The sequence below is a fragment of the Streptomyces sp. NPDC030143 genome (genome assembly GCF_055573695.1).
Window position 1 is genome coordinate 640,443 of the sequence record NZ_JBVIAY010000001.1, and the last position, 18,924, is coordinate 659,366.

The 18,924-nt window shown below is 72.9% G+C and carries 15 protein-coding genes; 7 read left to right on the forward strand and 8 right to left on the reverse strand.

Annotated features, from left to right (window positions below; all coding sequences use genetic code 11):
* Nucleotides 1-56: 56 nt before the first annotated feature.
* Complete coding sequence (locus ACZ4YY_RS02835; RefSeq protein ID WP_468282994.1) at nt 57-1,796, reverse strand: MFS transporter; 1,740 nt, start codon at nt 1,794-1,796, stop codon at nt 57-59.
* A 232-nt stretch (nt 1,797-2,028) separates the two neighbouring features.
* Between ACZ4YY_RS02835 and ACZ4YY_RS02840 the strand changes: the two genes are divergently transcribed.
* The 4 genes from ACZ4YY_RS02840 to ACZ4YY_RS02855 all read left to right on the forward strand — a co-directional run bounded on the left by ACZ4YY_RS02840 (nt 2,029) and on the right by ACZ4YY_RS02855 (nt 6,665).
* Nucleotides 2,029-3,519 (forward strand): DHA2 family efflux MFS transporter permease subunit, encoded by a 1,491-nt coding sequence (locus ACZ4YY_RS02840; protein WP_468282997.1) that lies wholly within the window; start codon nt 2,029-2,031, stop codon nt 3,517-3,519.
* Nucleotides 3,520-3,626: 107 nt separating this feature from the next.
* Nucleotides 3,627-4,568: an N-acetylmuramoyl-L-alanine amidase gene (locus ACZ4YY_RS02845; RefSeq protein WP_468283000.1), complete on the forward strand. Its 942-nt coding sequence runs from the start codon at nt 3,627-3,629 to the stop codon at nt 4,566-4,568.
* Between the two features lie 167 nt (nt 4,569-4,735).
* Nucleotides 4,736-5,551 carry a DUF5336 domain-containing protein gene (locus ACZ4YY_RS02850; protein ID WP_468283003.1) on the forward strand — a complete coding sequence of 272 codons (816 nt, stop codon included), beginning with the start codon at nt 4,736-4,738 and terminating at the stop codon, nt 5,549-5,551.
* Nucleotides 5,552-5,654: 103 nt separating this feature from the next.
* On the forward strand, nt 5,655-6,665 hold the full coding sequence (locus ACZ4YY_RS02855) for an LLM class F420-dependent oxidoreductase (RefSeq protein WP_468283006.1): 1,011 nt from the start codon (nt 5,655-5,657) through the stop codon (nt 6,663-6,665).
* Between the two features lie 4 nt (nt 6,666-6,669).
* On the opposite strand, the gene ACZ4YY_RS02860 is transcribed toward ACZ4YY_RS02855, so the two are convergent.
* Genes ACZ4YY_RS02860 through ACZ4YY_RS02870 form a run of 3 tightly spaced genes read right to left on the reverse strand, consistent with a single transcriptional unit; the run spans nt 6,670 to nt 10,287 of the window.
* On the reverse strand, nt 6,670-7,443 hold the full coding sequence (locus ACZ4YY_RS02860) for a hypothetical protein (RefSeq protein ID WP_468283009.1): 774 nt from the start codon (nt 7,441-7,443) through the stop codon (nt 6,670-6,672).
* Entirely contained in the window at nt 7,430-9,004 is a 1,575-nt protein-coding gene (locus ACZ4YY_RS02865; RefSeq protein ID WP_468283012.1) for a substrate-binding domain-containing protein, read from the reverse strand. Before ACZ4YY_RS02865 ends, ACZ4YY_RS02860 begins: the two co-directional genes overlap by 14 nt.
* The gene (locus tag ACZ4YY_RS02870; RefSeq protein ID WP_468283015.1) at nt 9,001-10,287 is read right to left on the reverse strand and encodes a hypothetical protein; all 1,287 of its coding nucleotides are present in this window, start codon (nt 10,285-10,287) and stop codon (nt 9,001-9,003) included. Before ACZ4YY_RS02870 ends, ACZ4YY_RS02865 begins: the two co-directional genes overlap by 4 nt.
* A 150-nt stretch (nt 10,288-10,437) precedes the next feature.
* On the opposite strand from ACZ4YY_RS02870, the gene ACZ4YY_RS02875 reads away from it, so the two are divergent.
* Nucleotides 10,438-10,731, forward strand: a complete 294-nt coding sequence (locus tag ACZ4YY_RS02875) for a hypothetical protein (RefSeq protein WP_468283017.1) — start codon at nt 10,438-10,440, stop codon at nt 10,729-10,731.
* A 73-nt stretch (nt 10,732-10,804) separates the two neighbouring features.
* Here the strand turns inward: ACZ4YY_RS02875 and ACZ4YY_RS02880 are convergent, their stop codons facing one another.
* From ACZ4YY_RS02880 to ACZ4YY_RS02890, 3 genes are read right to left on the reverse strand one after another with little or no spacing between them, the layout of a single operon-like run.
* A complete protein-coding gene (locus tag ACZ4YY_RS02880) occupies nt 10,805-11,875 on the reverse strand; it encodes a prenyltransferase/squalene oxidase repeat-containing protein (RefSeq protein ID WP_468283020.1) in 1,071 nt (356 codons plus the stop codon).
* Complete coding sequence (locus ACZ4YY_RS02885; protein ID WP_468283023.1) at nt 11,872-12,624, reverse strand: class I SAM-dependent methyltransferase; 753 nt, start codon at nt 12,622-12,624, stop codon at nt 11,872-11,874. Before ACZ4YY_RS02885 ends, ACZ4YY_RS02880 begins: the two co-directional genes overlap by 4 nt.
* Complete coding sequence (locus ACZ4YY_RS02890; protein ID WP_468283026.1) at nt 12,618-14,036, reverse strand: glycosyltransferase family 4 protein; 1,419 nt, start codon at nt 14,034-14,036, stop codon at nt 12,618-12,620. Before ACZ4YY_RS02890 ends, ACZ4YY_RS02885 begins: the two co-directional genes overlap by 7 nt.
* Before the next feature lie 213 nt (nt 14,037-14,249).
* Between ACZ4YY_RS02890 and ACZ4YY_RS02895 the strand changes: the two genes are divergently transcribed.
* Nucleotides 14,250-14,870 (forward strand): TetR family transcriptional regulator, encoded by a 621-nt coding sequence (locus ACZ4YY_RS02895; RefSeq protein WP_468283029.1) that lies wholly within the window; start codon nt 14,250-14,252, stop codon nt 14,868-14,870.
* Here ACZ4YY_RS02895 and ACZ4YY_RS02900 read toward each other — a convergent pair whose 3' ends face one another.
* Nucleotides 14,871-15,053: a hypothetical protein gene (locus ACZ4YY_RS02900; RefSeq protein ID WP_468283032.1), complete on the reverse strand. Its 183-nt coding sequence runs from the start codon at nt 15,051-15,053 to the stop codon at nt 14,871-14,873.
* Between the two features lie 170 nt (nt 15,054-15,223).
* Between ACZ4YY_RS02900 and ACZ4YY_RS02905 the strand changes: the two genes are divergently transcribed.
* A complete protein-coding gene (locus tag ACZ4YY_RS02905) occupies nt 15,224-18,808 on the forward strand; it encodes an NACHT domain-containing protein (protein ID WP_468283034.1) in 3,585 nt (1,194 codons plus the stop codon).
* Nucleotides 18,809-18,924 lie beyond the last annotated feature (116 nt).

Below are 18,924 nucleotides of genomic sequence, written 5' to 3' on the forward strand. Positions count from 1 at the left end.
CATGCTGTCGCACCCCCCGTCGGCCGGATGACGGGGGGTGCGGCGGAGCCGGCTCGCTACGCCGTCACCGTCCCCCCCGGCAGCGACAGGTCCAGGTCGACCGCCCGCGCGTCCCCCGCATGGGTCGCCGAGGAGGCGAGCGGGGCGTGGCCGGCGGCCTTCGCGGCCAGGACGTAGGCGCCCTCGGCGGGAACGGCCAGGATGTAGGTGCCGTCCTGCGACGACAGCGTCGCGCCGGCCTGACGGCCCCGGCGGTCGATGAGGGTGACCGTGGCGCGGGCGACCGGGGCGCCGCCGGCGTCCAGGACCCGGCCGCGGAAGCCGCGCAGCGCCTCCTCGACGCGCTCCGGGTGGGCGTCCTCCTCGCTGCCGGCGCGCGGCTGCGGCGTGGCCGCCGGGGTGCGGCCGGGCAGGAACAGGGCGAGGAGCAGGCCTGCGGCGACGGCACCCGTGGCGATGAGGAAGGAGATACGGAAGCCGTGCATGGTGGGGATGTCGACGCCGCCCACCGTGTTCGCCGTGTCGGCCAGCACCATGCCGATGACGGCGCTGGAGACCGACGTGCCGATGGAGCGCATCAGCGTGTTCAGGCCGTTGGCCGCACCCGTCTCCGAGGCCGGGACCGCGCCGACGATCAGCGCGGGCAGGGAGGAGTAGGCGAGGCCGATGCCCGCGCCGAGGACGACCGCGATGACGAGGCTCTGCCAGGCAGCGCTCATCAGGCCGAGGCCGGCGCCGTAGCCGATCGCGATGATCAGCATGCCGAGGATGAGGGTGACCTTGGGGCCGTACCTCGCGGAGAGGCGGGCGTAGACGGGGGCGGTGAACATCATCGTCAGGCCGAGCGGCGCGACGAGCAGACCCGCGACGACCATCGACTGGCCGAGGCCGTAGCCGGTGGCGGTGGGCAGCTGGAGGAGCTGGGGCAGGACGAGCGAGACGACGTAGAAGCTGACGCCGACCATGATCGAGGCGAGGTTGGTGAGCAGGACCTCGCGGCGGGCGGTGGTGCGCAGGTCGACGAGCGGGGCCGCGACCCGCAGTTCCATCACGCCCCACAGGAGGAGGACGAGGGCGGAGGCGGCGAACAGGCCGAGCGTGGTGCCCGAGGTCCAGCCCCAGTCGCTGCCCTTGGTGATGGGCAGCAGGAAGAGCACGAGACCGGCGGACAGTCCGAGCGCGCCCGGCAGGTCGAAGGACCCCTCGGCCCGCATCGGGGACTCGGGGACTACGAGCAGGGTGAGGCCGATGGCGAGGACGCCGAGGCCGGCCGCGCCGTAGAAGAGGGCGTGCCAGTCGGCGTGCTGGGCGACGAGGGCCGCGGCGGGCAGGGCGAGGCCGCCGCCGACACCGATCGAGGAGCTCATCAGCGCCATCGCCGAGCCGAGCCGCTCGCGCGGCAGCATGTCCCGCATCAGGCCGATGCCGAGGGGGATCGCGCCCATCGCGAAGCCCTGGAGGGCGCGTCCGGCGATCATCGTGAGCAGGTCGCTGGTGACCGCGCTGACCAGGGCGCCGACGACCATCACGGCGAGGCTGGTGATCAGCATGCGCCGCTTGCCGCAGAGGTCGCCGAGGCGGCCCATGATCGGCGTGGCGACGGCCCCCGACAGGAGCGTCGAGGTCAGCACCCAGGTGGCGTCGCCGGGGGCGCTGCCCAGGAGCTGCGGCAGGTCCTTGATGACCGGGACGAGCAGGGTCTGCATCACCGCGACCACGATCCCCGCGAAGGCGAGCACGGGTACCACGGCACCGCTCGCGCTGCGTCCGGGCGGGTCGGTCGGCGTGTGCGTCATGGAGCGGGGCCTCCAGGCCTTGGGGTGACGGACGGAGATACGTGCAGACTGAACTATGTATGCGTGGGCAACTATTCCTGTGCTTCGCCTCACTAACGAATTCTTGACCCCCTCTTGGGAAACGGTCGGGGGTGCCGGTTCGGGGGTTGCCGTCCCGGCGTCCCGGCGTCCCGGGTACGGCGGAAGCCCTACGTCTCTGTCCCGATGCACGGGCGCGGCCCGGTTGGGGAAGATGGCCCCCATGCCCGAAGCCGCCCGCACGTCCAGCAGCCGCACCCCGTCCCCGTCTCCCTCCGGGTCCTCGTCGTCGTCCCGCGCCTGGCTCGTCGTGGCGCTGGCGTGCGCCGGGCAGTTCCTCGTCGTCCTCGACGTGTCGGTCGTCAACGTGGCGCTGCCGTCGATGCGGGCGGACCTGGGGATGGGCGCGGCCGGGCTCCAGTGGGTGGTGAACGCGTACGCCATCGCCTTCGCCGGATTCATGCTGCTCGGCGGGCGCGCCGGTGACCTGTACGGGCGCAAGCGGATGTTCCTCGTCGGGCTGGCCCTGTTCACGCTGGCCTCGCTCGCCGGCGGCCTCGCGCGGGACGACTGGCAACTGCTGCTCGCGCGGGCGGTACAGGGCCTGGGCGCCGCGGTGCTGGCGCCCTCGACGCTGACGATCGTCACCGACGCCGTCCCGCAGGGCGCCGCGCGCGCCCGGGCGATCGCGACGTGGACGGCGGTCGGCGCGGGTGGCGGGGCGGCGGGCGGGCTGGTGGGCGGGGTCCTGGTCGACCTGCTGTCCTGGCGCTGGGTGCTGCTGATCAACGTGCCGGTCGGCGCGGTGGTCCTCGTCGGCGCGCTCCTCCGCCTCGGCGAGAGCCGCGCCGGGAACCGCCCCCGCCTCGACCTGCCGGGCGCCCTGCTGGTGACGGCGGGGCTGGCCACTCTGGCGTACGGCATCTCGCGGACGGAGGCCGAGGGGTGGACCGCGTCGGCGGCGCTGGTGCCGCTGGCGTCCGGTCTCGCCCTCGTCGGGCTGTTCCTCGCCGTCGAGGCGCGGACGGCGGCCCCGCTGATGCCGCTCGGACTGCTGCGGCTGCGGTCGGTGTCCTCGGCGAACGCGGCGATGTTCCTGACCGGCTCGTCGATGTTCTCCATGTGGTTCTTCATGACGCTGTACGCGCAGAACGTGCTCGGCTACAGCCCGCTGGAGGCCGGTCTGGCGCTGGTGCCGAGTTCGCTGGCCGTGGTCCTCGGCTCGAAGCTCGCACCGCGCTGCATGCGGGCGGCCGGGGCCCGCACCGTGGCGACGGTGGGCACGCTGGTGGCGGCGGCCGGCTTCGGCTGGCAGTCCACGATGAGCGCGGACGGCGCCTACGTCACGGCGATCATGGTGCCGGGCGTGCTGATGATGCTCGGCGCGGGCCTGACGGCGACACCGCTGGCCGCGCTGGCCACGTCGGGGGCCGGCCCGGGCGAGGCCGGCCTGGTCTCCGGCCTGGTCAACACCTCCCGCACGATGGGCGGGTCACTGGGTCTGGCCGCGCTGTCCACCCTCGCGGCGACCCGCACGAGCGGGCGCACCACCCCCGAGGCCCTGACGGACGGCTACGCGCTGGTCTTCCGCACGGGCGCGGGGGTGCTGCTGGCCGGAGCGGCACTGATGCTGACCTGGCTCCCCCGCGAACCGGCCCACCCGACCCCGGCCCCGGCCCGACCGGCCGAGGCACCCCCGAACTGACCCACCCGGCCGGCGCCGGGGGCTTTCGGCCGGTGCGGCGAGCGGGCGTGCCCGGCGCCGTGGGTGCTGTGCGGGACTTTCGAAAAACACCCCATAGGGTGGCTGGCGTGTCGTACTCAGGCCCGGAAATCGATCCCTCCACTCCCCGTCGCTCCCGGCTGCGCCGCCCGCTGGCGGTGGCGCTCGCCGCGCTCGTACCCGGTGCGCTGCTCGGCTGGCTGGCCTACGAGGCGCTGGGCGGGTCGGGGGACGGCGGGCCCGAGCGGACGACCGGTGCCGCGTCGAGCGGTCCGGCGTCCCGGTCGGCCGGCCCCGGCAAGGACCAGAAGGCCCCCTCCGGGTCCCCGTCGGCCTCCACCGGTGCCGGCGCCGGCACCCTGCGCGGCAAGGTCGTCGTCATCGACCCGGGGCACAACCCCGCCAACCACCTGCACACCGCCGAGATCAACCGCAAGGTCGACATCGGCACCCACTCCAAGGAGTGCGACACCACGGGGACCTCCACCAACGACGGTTACAGCGAGGCGGCGTTCACCCTGGACGTCGCCCACCGGCTGCGCGCGCTGCTGCAACAGCAGGGCGCCACGGTGAAGCTGACGCAGGACGCGGACCGTCCCTTCGGGCCGTGCGTCGACGAGCGCGCCCGGATCGGCAACGCCGCGCACGCCGACGCGGTCGTCTCCGTCCACGCCGACGGCGCCGGGTCCGGACAGCGCGGCTTCCACGTGATCCTGCCCGGCGCGGTGCGCGCGGGCGACGCCGACACCGGTGCCATCGTGGCCCCTTCACGGGATCTCGGGCAGCGCATCGCGACGGACTTCGCGCGCGTCACGGGCAGCGCGCCCTCCGACTACGTGGGCGACGGCACCGGTCTCGTCACGCGTGAGGACCTGGGCGGTCTCAATCTGTCAACGGTTCCCAAAGTGTTCATCGAGTGCGGCAACATGCGCGATACCAAGGACGCGGCGCTGCTGACCAGTGGCGCCTGGCGGCAGAAGGCGGCGCAAGGGATCTCTGAGGGAATCGTGAGTTTCCTGCGCGGGTCGTGATCAGCGGGCTCATCCCGGCGGACAGCCTGATCGTACGGACGATAGTGTCATCCCTACGATGAGGGGCCACCCCCGCGCTTCACACCCGGGCCTGACGGCGACATGGTGTCAGCGACGCCTCTACCGATGCGTGTACCGATGACGAGACGACTGACGAAGGACCTGAAGTGAATATCCGCTCCCTCACTCGAGGCGACGGCGTGGTGATCGGAGCAGCGGTATTGCTGTTCATCGCGTCGTTCCTGGACACGTTCGACGGCTCCGGCGACGACGTCCCCAACGCATGGGACAACCTCGGCCTGGTGATGAGCATGTACATCGGCGGGATCATCGGGGCGGTGTTGATCGTCATCGGCCGCGCACTCCCGCAGCAGCGCAAGATCGCCGGCATCGACCTCGGGCAGTTCGGCGTGGCGCTGTCGGTCTTCGCGGCGTGGACGGCGTTCTGGACGATCATCGACCCGCTGGGCGCGTTCAGCGACACCCTCGGCAGCTCGGGTGTGGACACGGGCGCGGGTCTCATCCTCGGTCTGATCGCGACCCTGTTGCTGGCCGCCGGCGCGGTGGCCACCCCGCTGGTGCCGGCCCTCCAGGGTGGTCTGGTCCCCGCTCCCAAGCCGCCGACGCCCCAGCCGTACGGCGCCCAGCCGCCCGGTGGCTACGGCTACCCGGGCGCGCAGCAGCCGCCGTTCGGCGGTCAGCCGCAGCCGGGACAGCCGGGGCAGCCGGGTGCGCAGCCGTTCGGCGGCGGTCAGCCGGCTCCGGCGCAGCAGCCGCCGGCCGCGGACTTCTCGCCGTTCTGGTTCGCCGTTCCGGTGCCGCGTCCGCTGTTCGCGGAGGACGGCGGACCGATGCAGATCGCCGAACTGGCGCCGGGCACCTGGTACCTGGCCGTCGAGCAGGGCGCCCAGGGCCTGGTCGCGCAGACCCAGGACGGCCGTCGCGGCGTGCTGCGGGACACCTCCGGGATCCAGCGCGGCTGAGTCACTCCCCCGCCACAGGCTCACGGCCCCTCGCCCTTCCGGGCGGGGGGCCGTTGCCGTACAGTCGCCCTCCCGGTTTCTGACGTGTCGTCAGGAGGCAGTGATGCGGCTCGGACTGGCGCTCGGCTACTGGGGGCGCGGCCCCTCCCCCGGCCAGGTGGAGCTGGCGCGGGAGGCGGAGCGGCTCGGCTACGACTCGGTGTGGACGGCCGAGTCGTGGGGGTCGGACGCCTTCACCCCGCTCACCTGGATCGCGGCGCGCACGTCGAGGATCGCCCTGGGCACGGCGGTCGCCCAGATGGCGGCCCGGTCGCCGACCGCGACCGCGATGCACGCGCTGACCCTGGACCACCTCAGCGGCGGGCGGATGCTGCTGGGGCTCGGCCTGTCGGGGCCGCAGGTCGTCGAGGGCTGGTACGGGCGCCCGTTCCCCGCCTCGCCGCTGACCGCGACCCGGGAGTACGTGGACGTCGTCCGGCAGGTGCTGCGGAGGGCCGGGCCGGTGGAGCTGGACGGGCGGTTCCACGCCCACCCCTACCGGGGTCCGGACGGCACCGGGCTCGGCAGACCACTGAAGCCGATCACGCACCCCCTGCGCGCCGACCTGCCGGTCCTGCTCGGCGCGGAGGGGCCGAGGAACGTGGCGCAGACGGCCCGGATCGCCGACGGCTGGCTTCCGCTGTACTGGTCGCCCAGCCGGCCGGACGCGTACGGGCCGGCGGTGGCCGACCTGCCGGAGGGCTTCCGGGTCGCGCCCATGGCGCAGGTGCGCCTCTGCGACGACGTCGGTGAGGGCCTGGTGCCCGTCAAGGCGATGCTCGGCTTCTACATCGGCGGGATGGGCCACGCCCGCCGCAACTTCCACGCCGACCTGATGGCGCGCATGGGCTACGAGGCGGAGGCACGGCGCATCCAGGAGCTGTTCCTGTCCGGCCGTCGCGAGGAGGCCGTCCGCGCCGTGCCCGACGCCTTCGCCGACGAGATCTCCCTGGTCGGCCCGCGCGAACGCATCGCCGAACGCCTGGACGCCTGGCGCAAGGGCCCGGTGACGGACCTGCTGGCGCTCGCGCCCGACCCGCACACCCTGCGGGTGCTGGCCGAGCTGAACTCCTGACGTCTCAGCGGAAGATGGCGATCGGGTCGAGGGTCAGTTCGCCCGAGCGGCGGTCCCAGGTGCGGACCTTGCCCAGACAGCGGGCCTGGAACTCGCCGGTGTAGTAGGCCTCGTCGCGGAACTCGCCGCGGCCCTCGGCCTCGGCGCAGGTGATCTTCACATGGGCGGCCGGTTCACCGGTGCCGTACCGGGCGCGCAGCTCGACGTCGCCGTTGTCCGTGCGGCGGGCGGTGAACCGGCCGGTGACGGACACCCACTCCGCCATGACGGCGCTCAGCGGGACGTGGCCGCTGTCCGGCCCGTCGCGCAGGGCGTCGGCGAGCGAGCGGTTCAGGACCAGGCGGCCGGTGGTGAGGTCGGCGTGCACCACGACGTCCTCCCGGCGCATGGTGTCCATGAGCACGCCGATCACGTTCATCGGCGTGCTCTCGCGCAGGTAGGTGGTGACGCGTTCCTTGGTGACGCCCCGGTCGGCGCGGCCCAGCCAGAAGAACAGCCGGCCCCACACGCCGAAGTTGCTGGTGACGTTGATGCGGTCGGCGACCTCCTGGGCGAGGGACTCGGTGAAGCGGCCGGCCTCGTAGATGTCCATCACCCGCTGTTTGTGCAGGTAGAAGCACATGCCGAGGACGGTTCGCCCGCCGCGCGGGCGGCGGCGCGGCCGGCCCGGCCGTGTCAGCGCGTACCGGAGCAGGACGGCGACGCAGGCCGCCGTCAGCGCCCAGACGGCCAGCCACGGCCACCACAGGCTCCACCACTGACTGTCAATGACACCCACGGATCTCCTTGAACGCCTCGGAGAGCGAGGAGAGGCCGGCGTCGACCATACGGCCGCCGGTCGCGGCCGCGGCCGTCTCCAGGGCGCCCGCGTCGGCCTCTCCGATCTGGACGGGGAAGGTGGGCACCGTCCCCGCCGCGCTGCCGAGCGCGGCGTGACGGCGCAAGAACTCCGCGTACGACAGACCGGCGTTGTTCTCGCCGTCCGTCATCAGCACGATGGCGACGGGCCGTTCGGGCGCGGCGCGCACCGCGTCGGCCGCGATGCGGTAGCCGCGGTCGAGGGCCGACCAGACGGCGGTGGCGTCGTCGAAGCCGCCGTCGGCGACGATCCGGGCGAGGGTGTCCAGATCGGCGTCGGAGCGCACGGTCACCGTGTGCTCCTGCAGGACGCGTCCGCCGAAGCGGACGACGGTCAGGCGCTCTCCCCGGTAGAAGCGGGCGAACTTCCCCGTCGCGGACCGGTCGGCGCCGCTGAGTCCCGCGAACGCCTTCCGCAGCTCGGCGATCCGCCCACCGCGCATCGAGGTGGAGAAGTCCAGCAGGAACACCACCTGGTCGCCGGTGGCGTGCACGGGGTCGCCGTAGTCGTCGACGAGCCGCTCGACGATGGACAGCCGGTCGGGGAACGACAGGGCGTTGCCGACCGGTGTCCTCAGCTGCGGGGAGGGTTCGACGTCCTGGTTCACGGGCCGCCGGAAGGTGCGCTGCATCAGCTCGCGCTGGACCTCGGCGCTCAGCAGCCAGTCGACGACCTTCCCGTACGCCGTGCGCCGGCTCGGGTCGAGGAGGAGCAGCGGGAAGTCGGAGAGGACCATGCCGTCGTCCGGGTGGACGATCTCCAGGGGGCGGCCGATCCTGCCGCCGGTGTTGAGGGAGAGCAGCTCGGACTCGTGGGCGATCAGCGCGTCGGCGGCGTCCTGGTCCTCGACGTAGGCGTCGAGGAGTTCGCGGGAGCTGGCGCCGGTGAGGGTCTGCCCGGAGCGGAAGCCGCGCAGCCGGTCGCAGGAGACGTCCTCCTCGCGCAGGGCGCTGCCGGTGCCGGCGGCCGCGGTGGCGACGCCGACGAGCGCGGCGCGTCCGGTGTCGCTGCGCCGCGGGTCGGCCATGCCGAAGCGTACGGTGCCGTCGGCGGCGGCGTCGGCGAGATCGGCCCAGGAGATCCGGCCGCCGGGGGCGCGCCGGCGCAGCTCGGCGGCGGCGTCGGGGGCGAGTCCGACGACGACGGGCGAGCGCATGACCGCGGTGGACTCGGGTCGGGTGAGGCGTCCGCCGGAGTCCTGCACGCGCAGCAGGTAGGAGCGGTCGGAGGCGAGCCAGGCCAGGTCGTAGGAGGACGTCCCGGCGACGGGCGGCCGGTCGGCGGTCGCGGTGTACTCGATCTTCAGCTCGACGCCGGTGTCCTCCTCCAGTTCCTCCAGCAGGGGCTGGACGTCGGCGAGTTCGGGGCTGGCGAGGACGCGGAGGGTGACGTGGTCGGCGTCGCGGGTGCAGGCGGAGGTGAGGGGGGCGAGCAGGGCCAGCGCGAGGGCCGCCGCCAGGGGGTGCCGGAGCCGTCTCACGAGGCGTCCTGGACGGGGGGCGGGCAGGAGCCGACGGAGGAGATGATCCGCTCCAGGACGTCCAGGTCGGGTTCGTAGGACTTGGTCTGGTCGGGGTTGGGGGCGGGGACCTGGATGCCGTGGGCGCGCAGGTAGTCGTTGAGGCGTTCGCTGGTGCCGTCCTCGCCGGAGAAGCGGACCCGGAACCCGAGTTCGATCGCCCGGTCGCGCAGCTCCTCGTCCTGCTCGATCAGCCGGACGAGACGGTCGCCTCCGTCGGTGAGGGAGATCAGCTGGGGTTCGGTGAGGGCGTAGGGGGTGGGGTACAGCAGCACGCGGCCGGTGTCCTGCTCGCCGTGCCTGCCGTGGTGGGTGATCTGGTGCGCCAGGTACTGGTGCTCGTAGAGGAGGGAGAGGGGGGCGATGCTCTCGCCGAGGTCGGAGAAGTAGCTCTCGGCCTGTTCGTCGGCCCACATGCCCTGGAGGCTGATCAGGGGCTTGATCCGGGCGGCGAGGTCGGTGACGGTGTCCCGGGCGAGTTCGGGGTCGTCGACGTTCTGGGTGCCCGGGGTGCTGTTCCGGTTGGCGACGAAGGCGAGGAGGCTCAGGTAGGCGCCGGCGGCGTTGGACTCGCAGACGTTGGAGGTGCGCACCAGGACGCGGCCGCTGTTGCTGTGGCCGCCGGTGTTGTCGTAGCCGATGCCGTTCCAGGTGTCGGCGCCCTCGGTCCTGCCGTCGCCGTCCTGGTCGGCGGTGCCGGCCCGGCCGTCGAGCAGGCCCATGAAGGTGCGCATGTCGAGGTCGTAGTAGAGGGTGGGCCCGCCGTCGGGGGTGGGCTGCGGGGTGGCGACGCCGGCTTCGACCAGCGTCTCGGCGTAGGCGCGGAAGGTGCCGAGCACCAGCGGGGTGACGAAGGGGCGGACCGAGCGGACGGAGCGCTGCTGCCGCTCGAGGACGAGCTTCGCGGCGGGCTGGCCGGAGGGGAAGACGACGTCCATGCCCTTCAGGGACTGGGTGGCGATGCCTCGGGAGCCGAGGCGGTGGATGTCGACGCGTATACCGTGCCGCAGTAACAGCCGCTGAACCTCGGGGTCCCTGAAGAAGTCGGACTTGGAGGCCATCTTCGCCTCCAGCGTGGTGATCCGCTCGAAGGGCCTGAGCGTGTTGCCCGAGACGAGCAGGGAGAGCAGCCCGGCCACGGCGAGCGGGAGCGCGAGGAGCACGTGCCGGGGGACGCGGCGGCGTCCGACCTGACGGGTGGTGAGTCTCGGCTCCTGGAACGTGGGTCTTCCGGCGTCGGACAACGGCCCTCCTGCCACTCAAGGGGGCAGGATCATCAATGACCCCGTCGACCATCGTCCCCCGGAAGGGCCAACTCCACACCAACGCGGGGAAAAGGTCCTCGGTGGGAACCGGCCGGGTTTCATCCGGACGCGAACGGCAAACCGAGGTTCATGTCCCCTCGATATCGGAACGGTGCGCATTCGGCCGGCACGGTCATCGCCGTCGTCGCCGACGTCATGGCCCTCATCCTGGGCCTGTGGATCCTCATGTACCTGCTGGGCGCCAACCCGGGCAACGAGTTTGTGCAGTTCGTGCACGACGTGGCCCGCTGGCTGGCGGGCTGGTCGCACGACCTGTTCACCTTCGACGAGGCCTGGGCGAGGGTGGTGGCTGGCTACGGCCTGGCCGCGGTGGTGTACCTGTTCGTGGGTCACGCCATCGCCAACCGGGTGAACCGGCACTGAGAGCTCCGAACAACGGGGAGCCCGGCCCGCGGCCGAGCTCCCCGAGGCCACCGGGGCGCCCGCCCGCCGGAAGCTATCCGCAGCAGTCCGGGTCCAGGCCCGTCGGCAGGTGTTCACCACCGAAGACCGTGCAGGTGGCCTCGTGGCCGCCGAGGGCGGCGACCGCGAGGAGGAGGGAGCCGGCCGTCCAGGTGGTGAGCTCCCGCGGCCAGATGGCCCGGTCCTCGAAGACGTAACCCGTCCAGTACAGGCCCGACTCGGTGTCGCGCAGGTGCTGGATGGACTGGAGGATCTCCAGCGCCCGGTCGGACTCGCCCATCGCCCACAGCGCCAGGGCGAGTTCGGCCGACTCGCCGCCGGTCACCCACGGGTTGGGCACGACACAGCGGACGCCTAGGCCGGGTACCACGAACCGGTCCCAGTCGGCCTCGATCCGGGACTTGGCCTCGACGCCGGTCAGCGCCCCGCCCAGCACCGGGTAGTACCAGTCCATCGAGTAGCGGTCCTTGTCGAGGAACCGCTCCGGGTGCCGGCGGATGGCGTGCCGCAGCGCGCCCACCGCCAACTCCCAGTCGGGCTGGGCCTCTTCGCGCTGCCCGGCGATCGCGAGCGCGCAGCGCAGTGCGTGGTGGACGGAGGAGGAACCGGTGAGCAGGGCGTCGGGGGTGGGGGTGCCGTCGTCGTCGCGGCGCCAGCCGATCTGCCCGCCCGGCTGCTGGAGCCGCAGCACGTACTCGACCGCCGCGTAGACCGAGGGCCACATGCGGTCCAGGAACGTGTCGTCGCCGGTGGACAGGTAGTGGTGCCACACGCCGACGGCTATGTAGGCGACGAAGTTCGTCTCGCGGCCCCGGTCGGTGACGTCGTCGAAGGCGCCGTCGGCGTAGGCCGCGTACCAGGAGCCGTCCTCGTTCTGGTGGCGGGCGAGCCAGGTGTACGCCCGCTCGGCGGCCTCGTGCTCGCCGGCCGCGTCCAGGGCCATCGCGGCCTCGGTGTGGTCCCAGGGGTCGAGGTGGTGGCCGCGGAACCACGGGATCGCGCCGTCCTCCCGCTGCACGGCGAGGATGCCGCGGACGGTCGCGGCGGCCTGCTCGGCGGTGAGGACCCCGGGCAGGACGAGGTGTTCTGTCCGGGGGGTGGTCACGTGGCGTCCACCTCGGAGGAGTCGGACAGACGCGGCAGGTGCGGCTTGGTCGCGTAGGCCACGAAGCTCTTGCCGATGAGCGGGTTCAGCGCCTGCTCGGCGACCCGGGTGGCCAGCGGCTTCTTCATGATGTCCCAGACCAGCAGCTTGTGGTACGCCCGCACCGGCAGCGCCTTGTCGTTGTCGACGCCGAACGCGCACTTCAGCCACCAGTAGGGGGAGTGCAGCGCGTGGGCGTGGTGGGTGCCGTACGGCTTCAGCCCGGCCCCGCGGATCTTCGCGAGCAGTTCGTCCGCCCTGTAGATGCGGATGTGGCCGCCCTCGACCTCGTGGTAGGCGTCGGACAGGGTCCAGCAGACCTTCTCGGGGCCGTAGCGCGGGACGGTGATCGCGATGCGGCCGCCCGGCCTGAGCACGCGGACCATCTCGGCGAGGACGCCCTTGTCGTCGGGGATGTGCTCCATCACCTCGGAGATGATGACGACGTCGAAGGACTCGTCGGGGAAGGGCAGCGCGAGCGCGTCACCCTCCATGGCGGTCGCGGTGGCGCCCTCGGGGGCCTCGCCGGCCTCCTCCATCGCCGCGAACCACTTGGCGACCTCGCGGATCTCCTCGGCGTTCTGGTCGAGGGCCACGACCCGGGCGCCCCGCCGGTAGCACTCGAAGGCGTGCCGTCCGGCCCCGCAGCCGAGGTCCAGGACACGGTCGCCCGGGGCGAGCGGGAACCGGGAGAAGTCGACGGTCAGCACGTGGCCCTGCTTTCGCGATCGGATACAACGTCAACAACGGGGGAGGCGGCGGCCGGACGGCGGGGGGCCGGCACCGCGGGCTCGCCCGGCCGTCCGCCTCCGGCGCGTTCGACGGCCTCGCGGTAGCGGGCCACGGTGCCCTCGGCGGCCCGGGTCCAGGTGAACCGCGCCAGCACCCGCTCCCGGCCGGCCGCGCCGAGGCGCGCCCGCAGCCCGGGGTCGGCCAGCAGTCGGCCCAGCGCGGCGGCCAGCGCGCCCGCGTCGCCCGGCGGCACGGCCAGACAGGTCTCCCCGTCGCGTCCGGCGACCTCGGGGATCGCGCCGCCGGTGGTGGCGACGAGCGGCGTCCCGGTCGCCATGGCCTCGGCGGCCGGCAGCGAGAAGCCCTCGTACAGCGACGGCACGCACGCGACCTCCGCCGAGCGCACCAGGTCGACCAGTTCGGCGTCGGAGATGCCCTTGACGAACTCGACGGCGCCCTCGAGGCCGTAGCGCTCGATCGTCTGGGCGACGGGACCCTCCTCGGGGCGCTTGCCGACGACGACGAGGTGGGCGTCCGGGTGTTCGGTGCGCACCTTCGCCAGGGCCTCGACGAGGAAGACCAGGCCCTTGAGCGGCACGTCCGCGCTGGACGTCGTCACGATCCGGCCCGGGACGACGGGCACGGACGGGTCGGGGGCGAACAGGTCGGTGTCGGCGCCGATGTGGACGACGTGGATGCGGTCCTCGCGCACGCCGAGGTGGTCGACGATCTCCTGGCGGGAGGTGCCGGAGACGGTGAGGACGGACGGCAGGCGGCGGGCGACGCGCTTCTGCATGCGGGTGAAGGCGTACCAGCGGCGCACCGAGCAGCGGCGCTGCCAGCCCTCGGCGGCGTCCAGCTCCAGCTGCCGGTCGACGGTGATGGGGTGGTGGACGGTGGTGACGAGCGGCGCGCCGACGTCCCCCAGGAGGCCGTAGCCGAGCGTCTGGTTGTCGTGCACGACGTCGAACTCGCCGCGGCGGGAACGCAGATGGCGGCGGGCGCGCAGGGAGAAGGTGAGCGGCTCGGGGAAGCCGCCGGTCCACATGGTGGCCACCTCGAGCGCGTCGATCCAGTCGCGGTACTCGTCGCGCTTCGGGGTGCGGAAGGGGTCCGGCTGGCGGTAGAGGTCGAGGCTGGGCAGCTCGGTGAGGGAGAGGCGGTCGTCGTGGCCGTCACCGAGGACGTCGAGCACGGGATACGGCTGGGAACCGATCACCTCGACCCGGTGGCCGAGCCGGACCAGTTCGCGCGACAGATGCCGTACGTAGACGCCCTGGCCGCCGCAGAACGGGTTCCCCTTATAGGTGAGGAGCGCGATGTCGAGCGGTCGCCCGCCGTCCGCGGCGAGGTCCTGCGGGGACCCCGCCTGACTGGCCTCAGCGGTCACTCCGGGCCCCCTTCTGCCTGCGATTGTCCCGCGAGACTACGACGGGACGCTAATCTAGAACAAGTTTCAGACTTGATCGTTCGGGAGGCTCTGAATCTACCGGCAGGTAAGGGCGCTGTGACCCGTGGATCAGGTGATTCGCACCACGACCGGAAGCCCTCGTTCTGCTGAGTGATCGCACCCCTCACCGACTGTCACGGAACGGGACCACCCATGCCTGCGGAAGCCAGTACCCAGCGCCCCTCCTCCCCGCCCCTCACCGAGCGGCAGGAGGCCCGTCGCCGTCGCATCCTGCACGCGAGCGCGCAGCTGGCCAGCCGGGGCGGGTTCGACGCGGTGCAGATGCGGGAGGTCGCGGAGTCCTCCCAGGTGGCGCTGGGCACGCTCTACCGGTACTTCCCGTCCAAGGTGCACCTGCTCGTCGCCACGATGCAGGACCAGCTGGAACACATGCACGGCACGCTGCGCAGGAAGCCCCCGGCGGGCGACACCCCGGCCGAGCGGGTCGCGGAGACCCTGATGCGCGCCTTCCGCGCCCTGCAGCGCGAACCGCACCTGGCCGACGCGATGGTCCGCGCGCTGACCTTCGCCGACCGCAGCGTCTCCCCCGAGGTCGACCAGGTCTCCCGCCAGACGACGGCGATCATCCTGGACGCGATGGGCCTGGCCGACCCCACCCCCGACCAGCTCTCCGCGGTCCGCGTGATCGAGCACACCTGGCACTCGGCCCTCATCACCTGGCTCTCGGGCCGCGCCTCCATCGCCCAGGTACGCGTCGACATCGAAACGGTGTGCCGCCTGATCGACGTGCCGGGCCCCGGCGAGCGCTCCTGATCAACGGTTCCTCCAGCGACGCAGCACGCCGAGCAACTGGGTCAGCACCTTGAGGGCGGCCGCCCGCCGGGCCGGCTTGCGGGACCAGACGGCGGGCAGGACGACGCCGACGTAGACGGCGGTGAGGACGGCGGCGACGAGCAGCACGGGCAGGGCGGGCAGGTGAGACGCCTGGAACGGCATGGGACGGCCTCCTGAAGGAGTGGTCGGCTGGTGACGGGTCGACGATCGCCCGCCCGGAGCGCCGCCCGGCCGAATCCCGACTCCCGCCGAACTCCCGGCGGAACGCGCAGGTGGGGCCGTACGCTTCGGAGACGTTCGCCGAAACGCACCGAAGGGTGGGGGAGTTGGCCGTGGTACAGCCGACGGGCCCCGTCGCGGACTTCTGCAAGGCGCTCGGTCGGGTCGTGCGTGCCTGCGGCGTGCCGCAGAAGGCGGTGGCCAAGCGGATCGCCAAGAGCGACAGCACGGTTTCCGCCCTGCTCAACGGGCACCGCGTCACCAAACCCGACTGGCCCGACGTGCGGGTGGTCATCGCGCTGTGCGCCGAGCGGCAGCCGGCCCCGCCGCCGGGGGTGAACCTGGACATCGGGTGGTGGAAGCGCCGGTACGAGGAGCTGGAGTGGGCGGTGGAGGTGCCGCGCGCTCGGGCCGCGCCGCCACCGTCGCCGTCCCCGGACCTCCCCGCCTCACCGCCGAGGCTCGACCCGGCGGGGCTCGACCCGGCGGATTGCGCCGCCATGGACGTGACGGAGGCGATGCGCCTGCTCGCCGACGGCTGCGGAGTGCGCGGCGGACCCCACCTCCTGGACCACCTGCTCGCCCGCTTCCCGGAGCGGGTGCGCGCGGCGCAGGGTGTCACACGCGGCGCTCTGGTCCAGGCCGCGCGGGTGGTCATCGCGCGGGTGGCCGTGGAGTCGTCCGGGGCCTCGGGGCACAACGTCACCGGGGTGGTCCGGGACCTCACGGACGGCATGCATCCGACCTGTCTGTCCCCGCTCGCGGAGACCGAGGAGACCCTGACGGCCCGGGCGGCGTCAGCGATCACCGACCACTACCTGGAGCTGGCCTCCCCGCTCGCCGCCTCCTGCCCCGAGTTCGCGTGGGCGGCGGGCCTGGCCGACGCCGCCCCGGACCCCCGCACGGAGGGCGCGCGGGGAACGGGACTGGCCGGCCTGGCGGAGCTCCTGTCGGGATGCGCCGCCGGGGACGGACACCGGGGCGGTGCCACACGGCTGCTCCGCACCCCCATCGCCTCGCTCGACTCCCCCGGTCCTCGGCTGCCGAGCCTCGCGGAGGGGTACGTCAACCCCCGCTTCCGGCTGGTGACCGGTGCGGCCGGCGGCGGTATCGCCTCGGACAAGTGGTGGGAGCAGCAGCCGGCTTACGACGACATCGAGGAGTTCCTCGCCTCCCATCTCCTCGGCCTCGCCGCCCTGCTGACCCCGCTCGTGGTGCTGGGCCACCCCGGCGCCGGCAAGTCGCTGCTCACGAAGCTGCTCACCCAGCGGCTGCCGGACAGCGAGTTCCGTCCGCTGCGGGTGGAGCTGCGGCACACGCCTGCGGAGGCGGACGTACGCACGCAGGTGGAACACGCCCTGAGCCGGGCCGGGGAGGAGCCGGAGACCTGGCGGGACTGGTACGCGGCGGGATCCGACGCCCTTCCCGTGGTCCTGCTGGACGGCTTGGACGAACTGCTCCAGGCGGGCGCCCAGAGGATGGACTCCGCACGCCAGTGGGGGTACCTGCGGGAGGTCGAGGCGTTCCAGGAGGCCGAGGCCCGCGCCGGACGCCCCCTGATCGTGATCGTGACGAGCCGCACGGTGGTCGCCGACCGCGTGCAGATCCCCCGGGCCAGCGCCGTCCTCCGCCTGGAGCCGTTCGAGGAGCCCGAGGTCGAGCGGTGGCTCGCCATCTGGAACGCCACCAACGCGGGCTACTTCGACCGGCACGGTCTGCGACCGCTGGACCCGGACGTCGTCCTCTCCCATCCGCACCTCGCGGCCCACCCCCTGCTGCTGCTCATGCTCGCGCTGTACGACGCCGTCGGCAACGCGCTGCGCGAACTGCGCGACGAGGACATCAGCCGGACGCAGCTGTACGACCGGCTGCTCGGGGAGTTCGTCCGCCGCCAGGTCGGGAAGGACGGCCCGCTGCCCCCTTCCCGGGTCGCCGCCGCCGTCGAACGCGAGCTGCACGGGCTGTCCGTGATCGCCGCCTCCATGGTCCACCGGGGCTCCCAGTCCCTCACCGCCCAAGAGGCGGACCGGGATCTGCGAGCACTCGGCGCGCAGACGCCGGAAGCGGCGGAGGACGGCTCGGGACCGGTGTTCGGGCGGTTCTTCTTCGTGCACGAGGCGCAGGCCGTCGTCACGGAGGAGCGGCTGCGCAGTTACGAGTTCATGCACGCGACCTTCGGCGAGCACCTGGCCGCAAGGCTGATCGACGGGGCGCTACGGCGGCTGGCCGACGGCCACGCTCCCGTGGACGACGGCGAGTTGTACGCGCTGCTGTCGTTCACCCCGCTCACCGACCGGGCTCAGGTCGTGCAGAACCTCGCGGACATGCTGCGGGCCCGGCCGCAGGGGAGTACGCGTCGCGACCTGGTGAGCAGGCTCATCACCGTGTTCCGCGCGGCGCCGTGGGACCCCGAGCACCGCACCGACCTCGGGTACGCCCCGGTCCGGCTGCGCAGGACGTACCGGGAAGCGGTGTACGAGGCGAACCTGGTGCTGATCGTGGTGCTGGCGGTGGGCGAGGTGCACGTGTCGGAGCTGGTGGAGCCCGGCGACGACCCGGTGGCCGCCTGGCAGCGGCTTGCCCTGGGCTGGCAGGGTCAGCTGTCCGAGGACTCGTGGAAGTCGCTGTGCTCGACTCTCGTATCCGTGCGCTGCCTGCGCGCCAACACCGCGCAGCCGGACATCCTCGTCGGCAGGCGGCGCCGGACGCCTGTGCTCCACCACGAGCTCGGCTGGTGGGTGGGCCACGAGGCCGGCGCCGGTCCACCGCTCCCGGAGGAGGCGGAAGCACGGCTCTCCGCGGCAGGGGTCCTCGACCTGATGGAACGGGTCTCGTTCGCCGGCGTCCTGGACACGGAGCTTTTCCTCCACGCCTGCCACCCCCTCCTGCTCCAGGTGCCCAGCGCCATCGTGAGGGGCCTCCCGAGGACGGGCACCCCTTTCCGGTCGGCGGCACATGCCCTCGTGGCCCTGTCCGCCCCCGGCGTGTACGGGCCGGCGGCGCTCCCCGGCCTGTACCTGGACTGTCTGGCACACGTCGGACGACTGGAGCCCTCCGACCGCGTTCCCTACCTGGAAATCGTCCTGCGCCACCTGGTCCATGACGCTCCCGTCCTGGCGGACGAGGCGCTGGTGTCGGTCATGTCCGCGCTGCGTGAGTCCCTCATGGCAGCAGGCCGCTCCCTCACCACCGAGACGGAACGGCTGTTCCTCGCCTGCGTCCGCCACGCCCTGGACCGGGGCAGCTCTCGCGTGACCGACGCCCTCAGACTCGACCTCATGGTCCTCGTCAGGGCCGACGACCCCGCTGACGAGCGCGACGGCCCCCTCCAGAACCTCCTGCGGCTGGCCCGGACGAGCGGCTCCACGCACACCTGGCGCTGGGCGGGCTCCCTGCGCGGAGAGAGTGCCGTCCGGACGCTCGACGAGCTGCTCGCCGGCCTCGACCTGCCCGCCGTCGCCACCACCCACCCCTGGGCCCTGGTCGAACTGCTGCGCCTCGCGGCGGAGCTGGGCCTCGACGACTGGCTCGCCACCCGTACGGCGGAGATCATCGCAGCCCTCCCCGACGGCGCCTTCGGCCTCCTGCGCCCCAGCGACCTCCCGCGGCTGCGCGCGGCCCTGCCGGAGGGCGCCTGTGCGGACCGGTTCGAGGAGGTGGAGTGGACCTGGCGCGGTCCGGAACCGACGTCTCTGTGAGCATGAAAAACCTACGAGACGGGTTCCCTTCGCCGGTATTGCCCGGATCAGGTAATGGGGGTCGCCGTCCGGCTCAACTGCCGCCTTCCGGCCTCTCAGCCCGACCGTCGACGTCG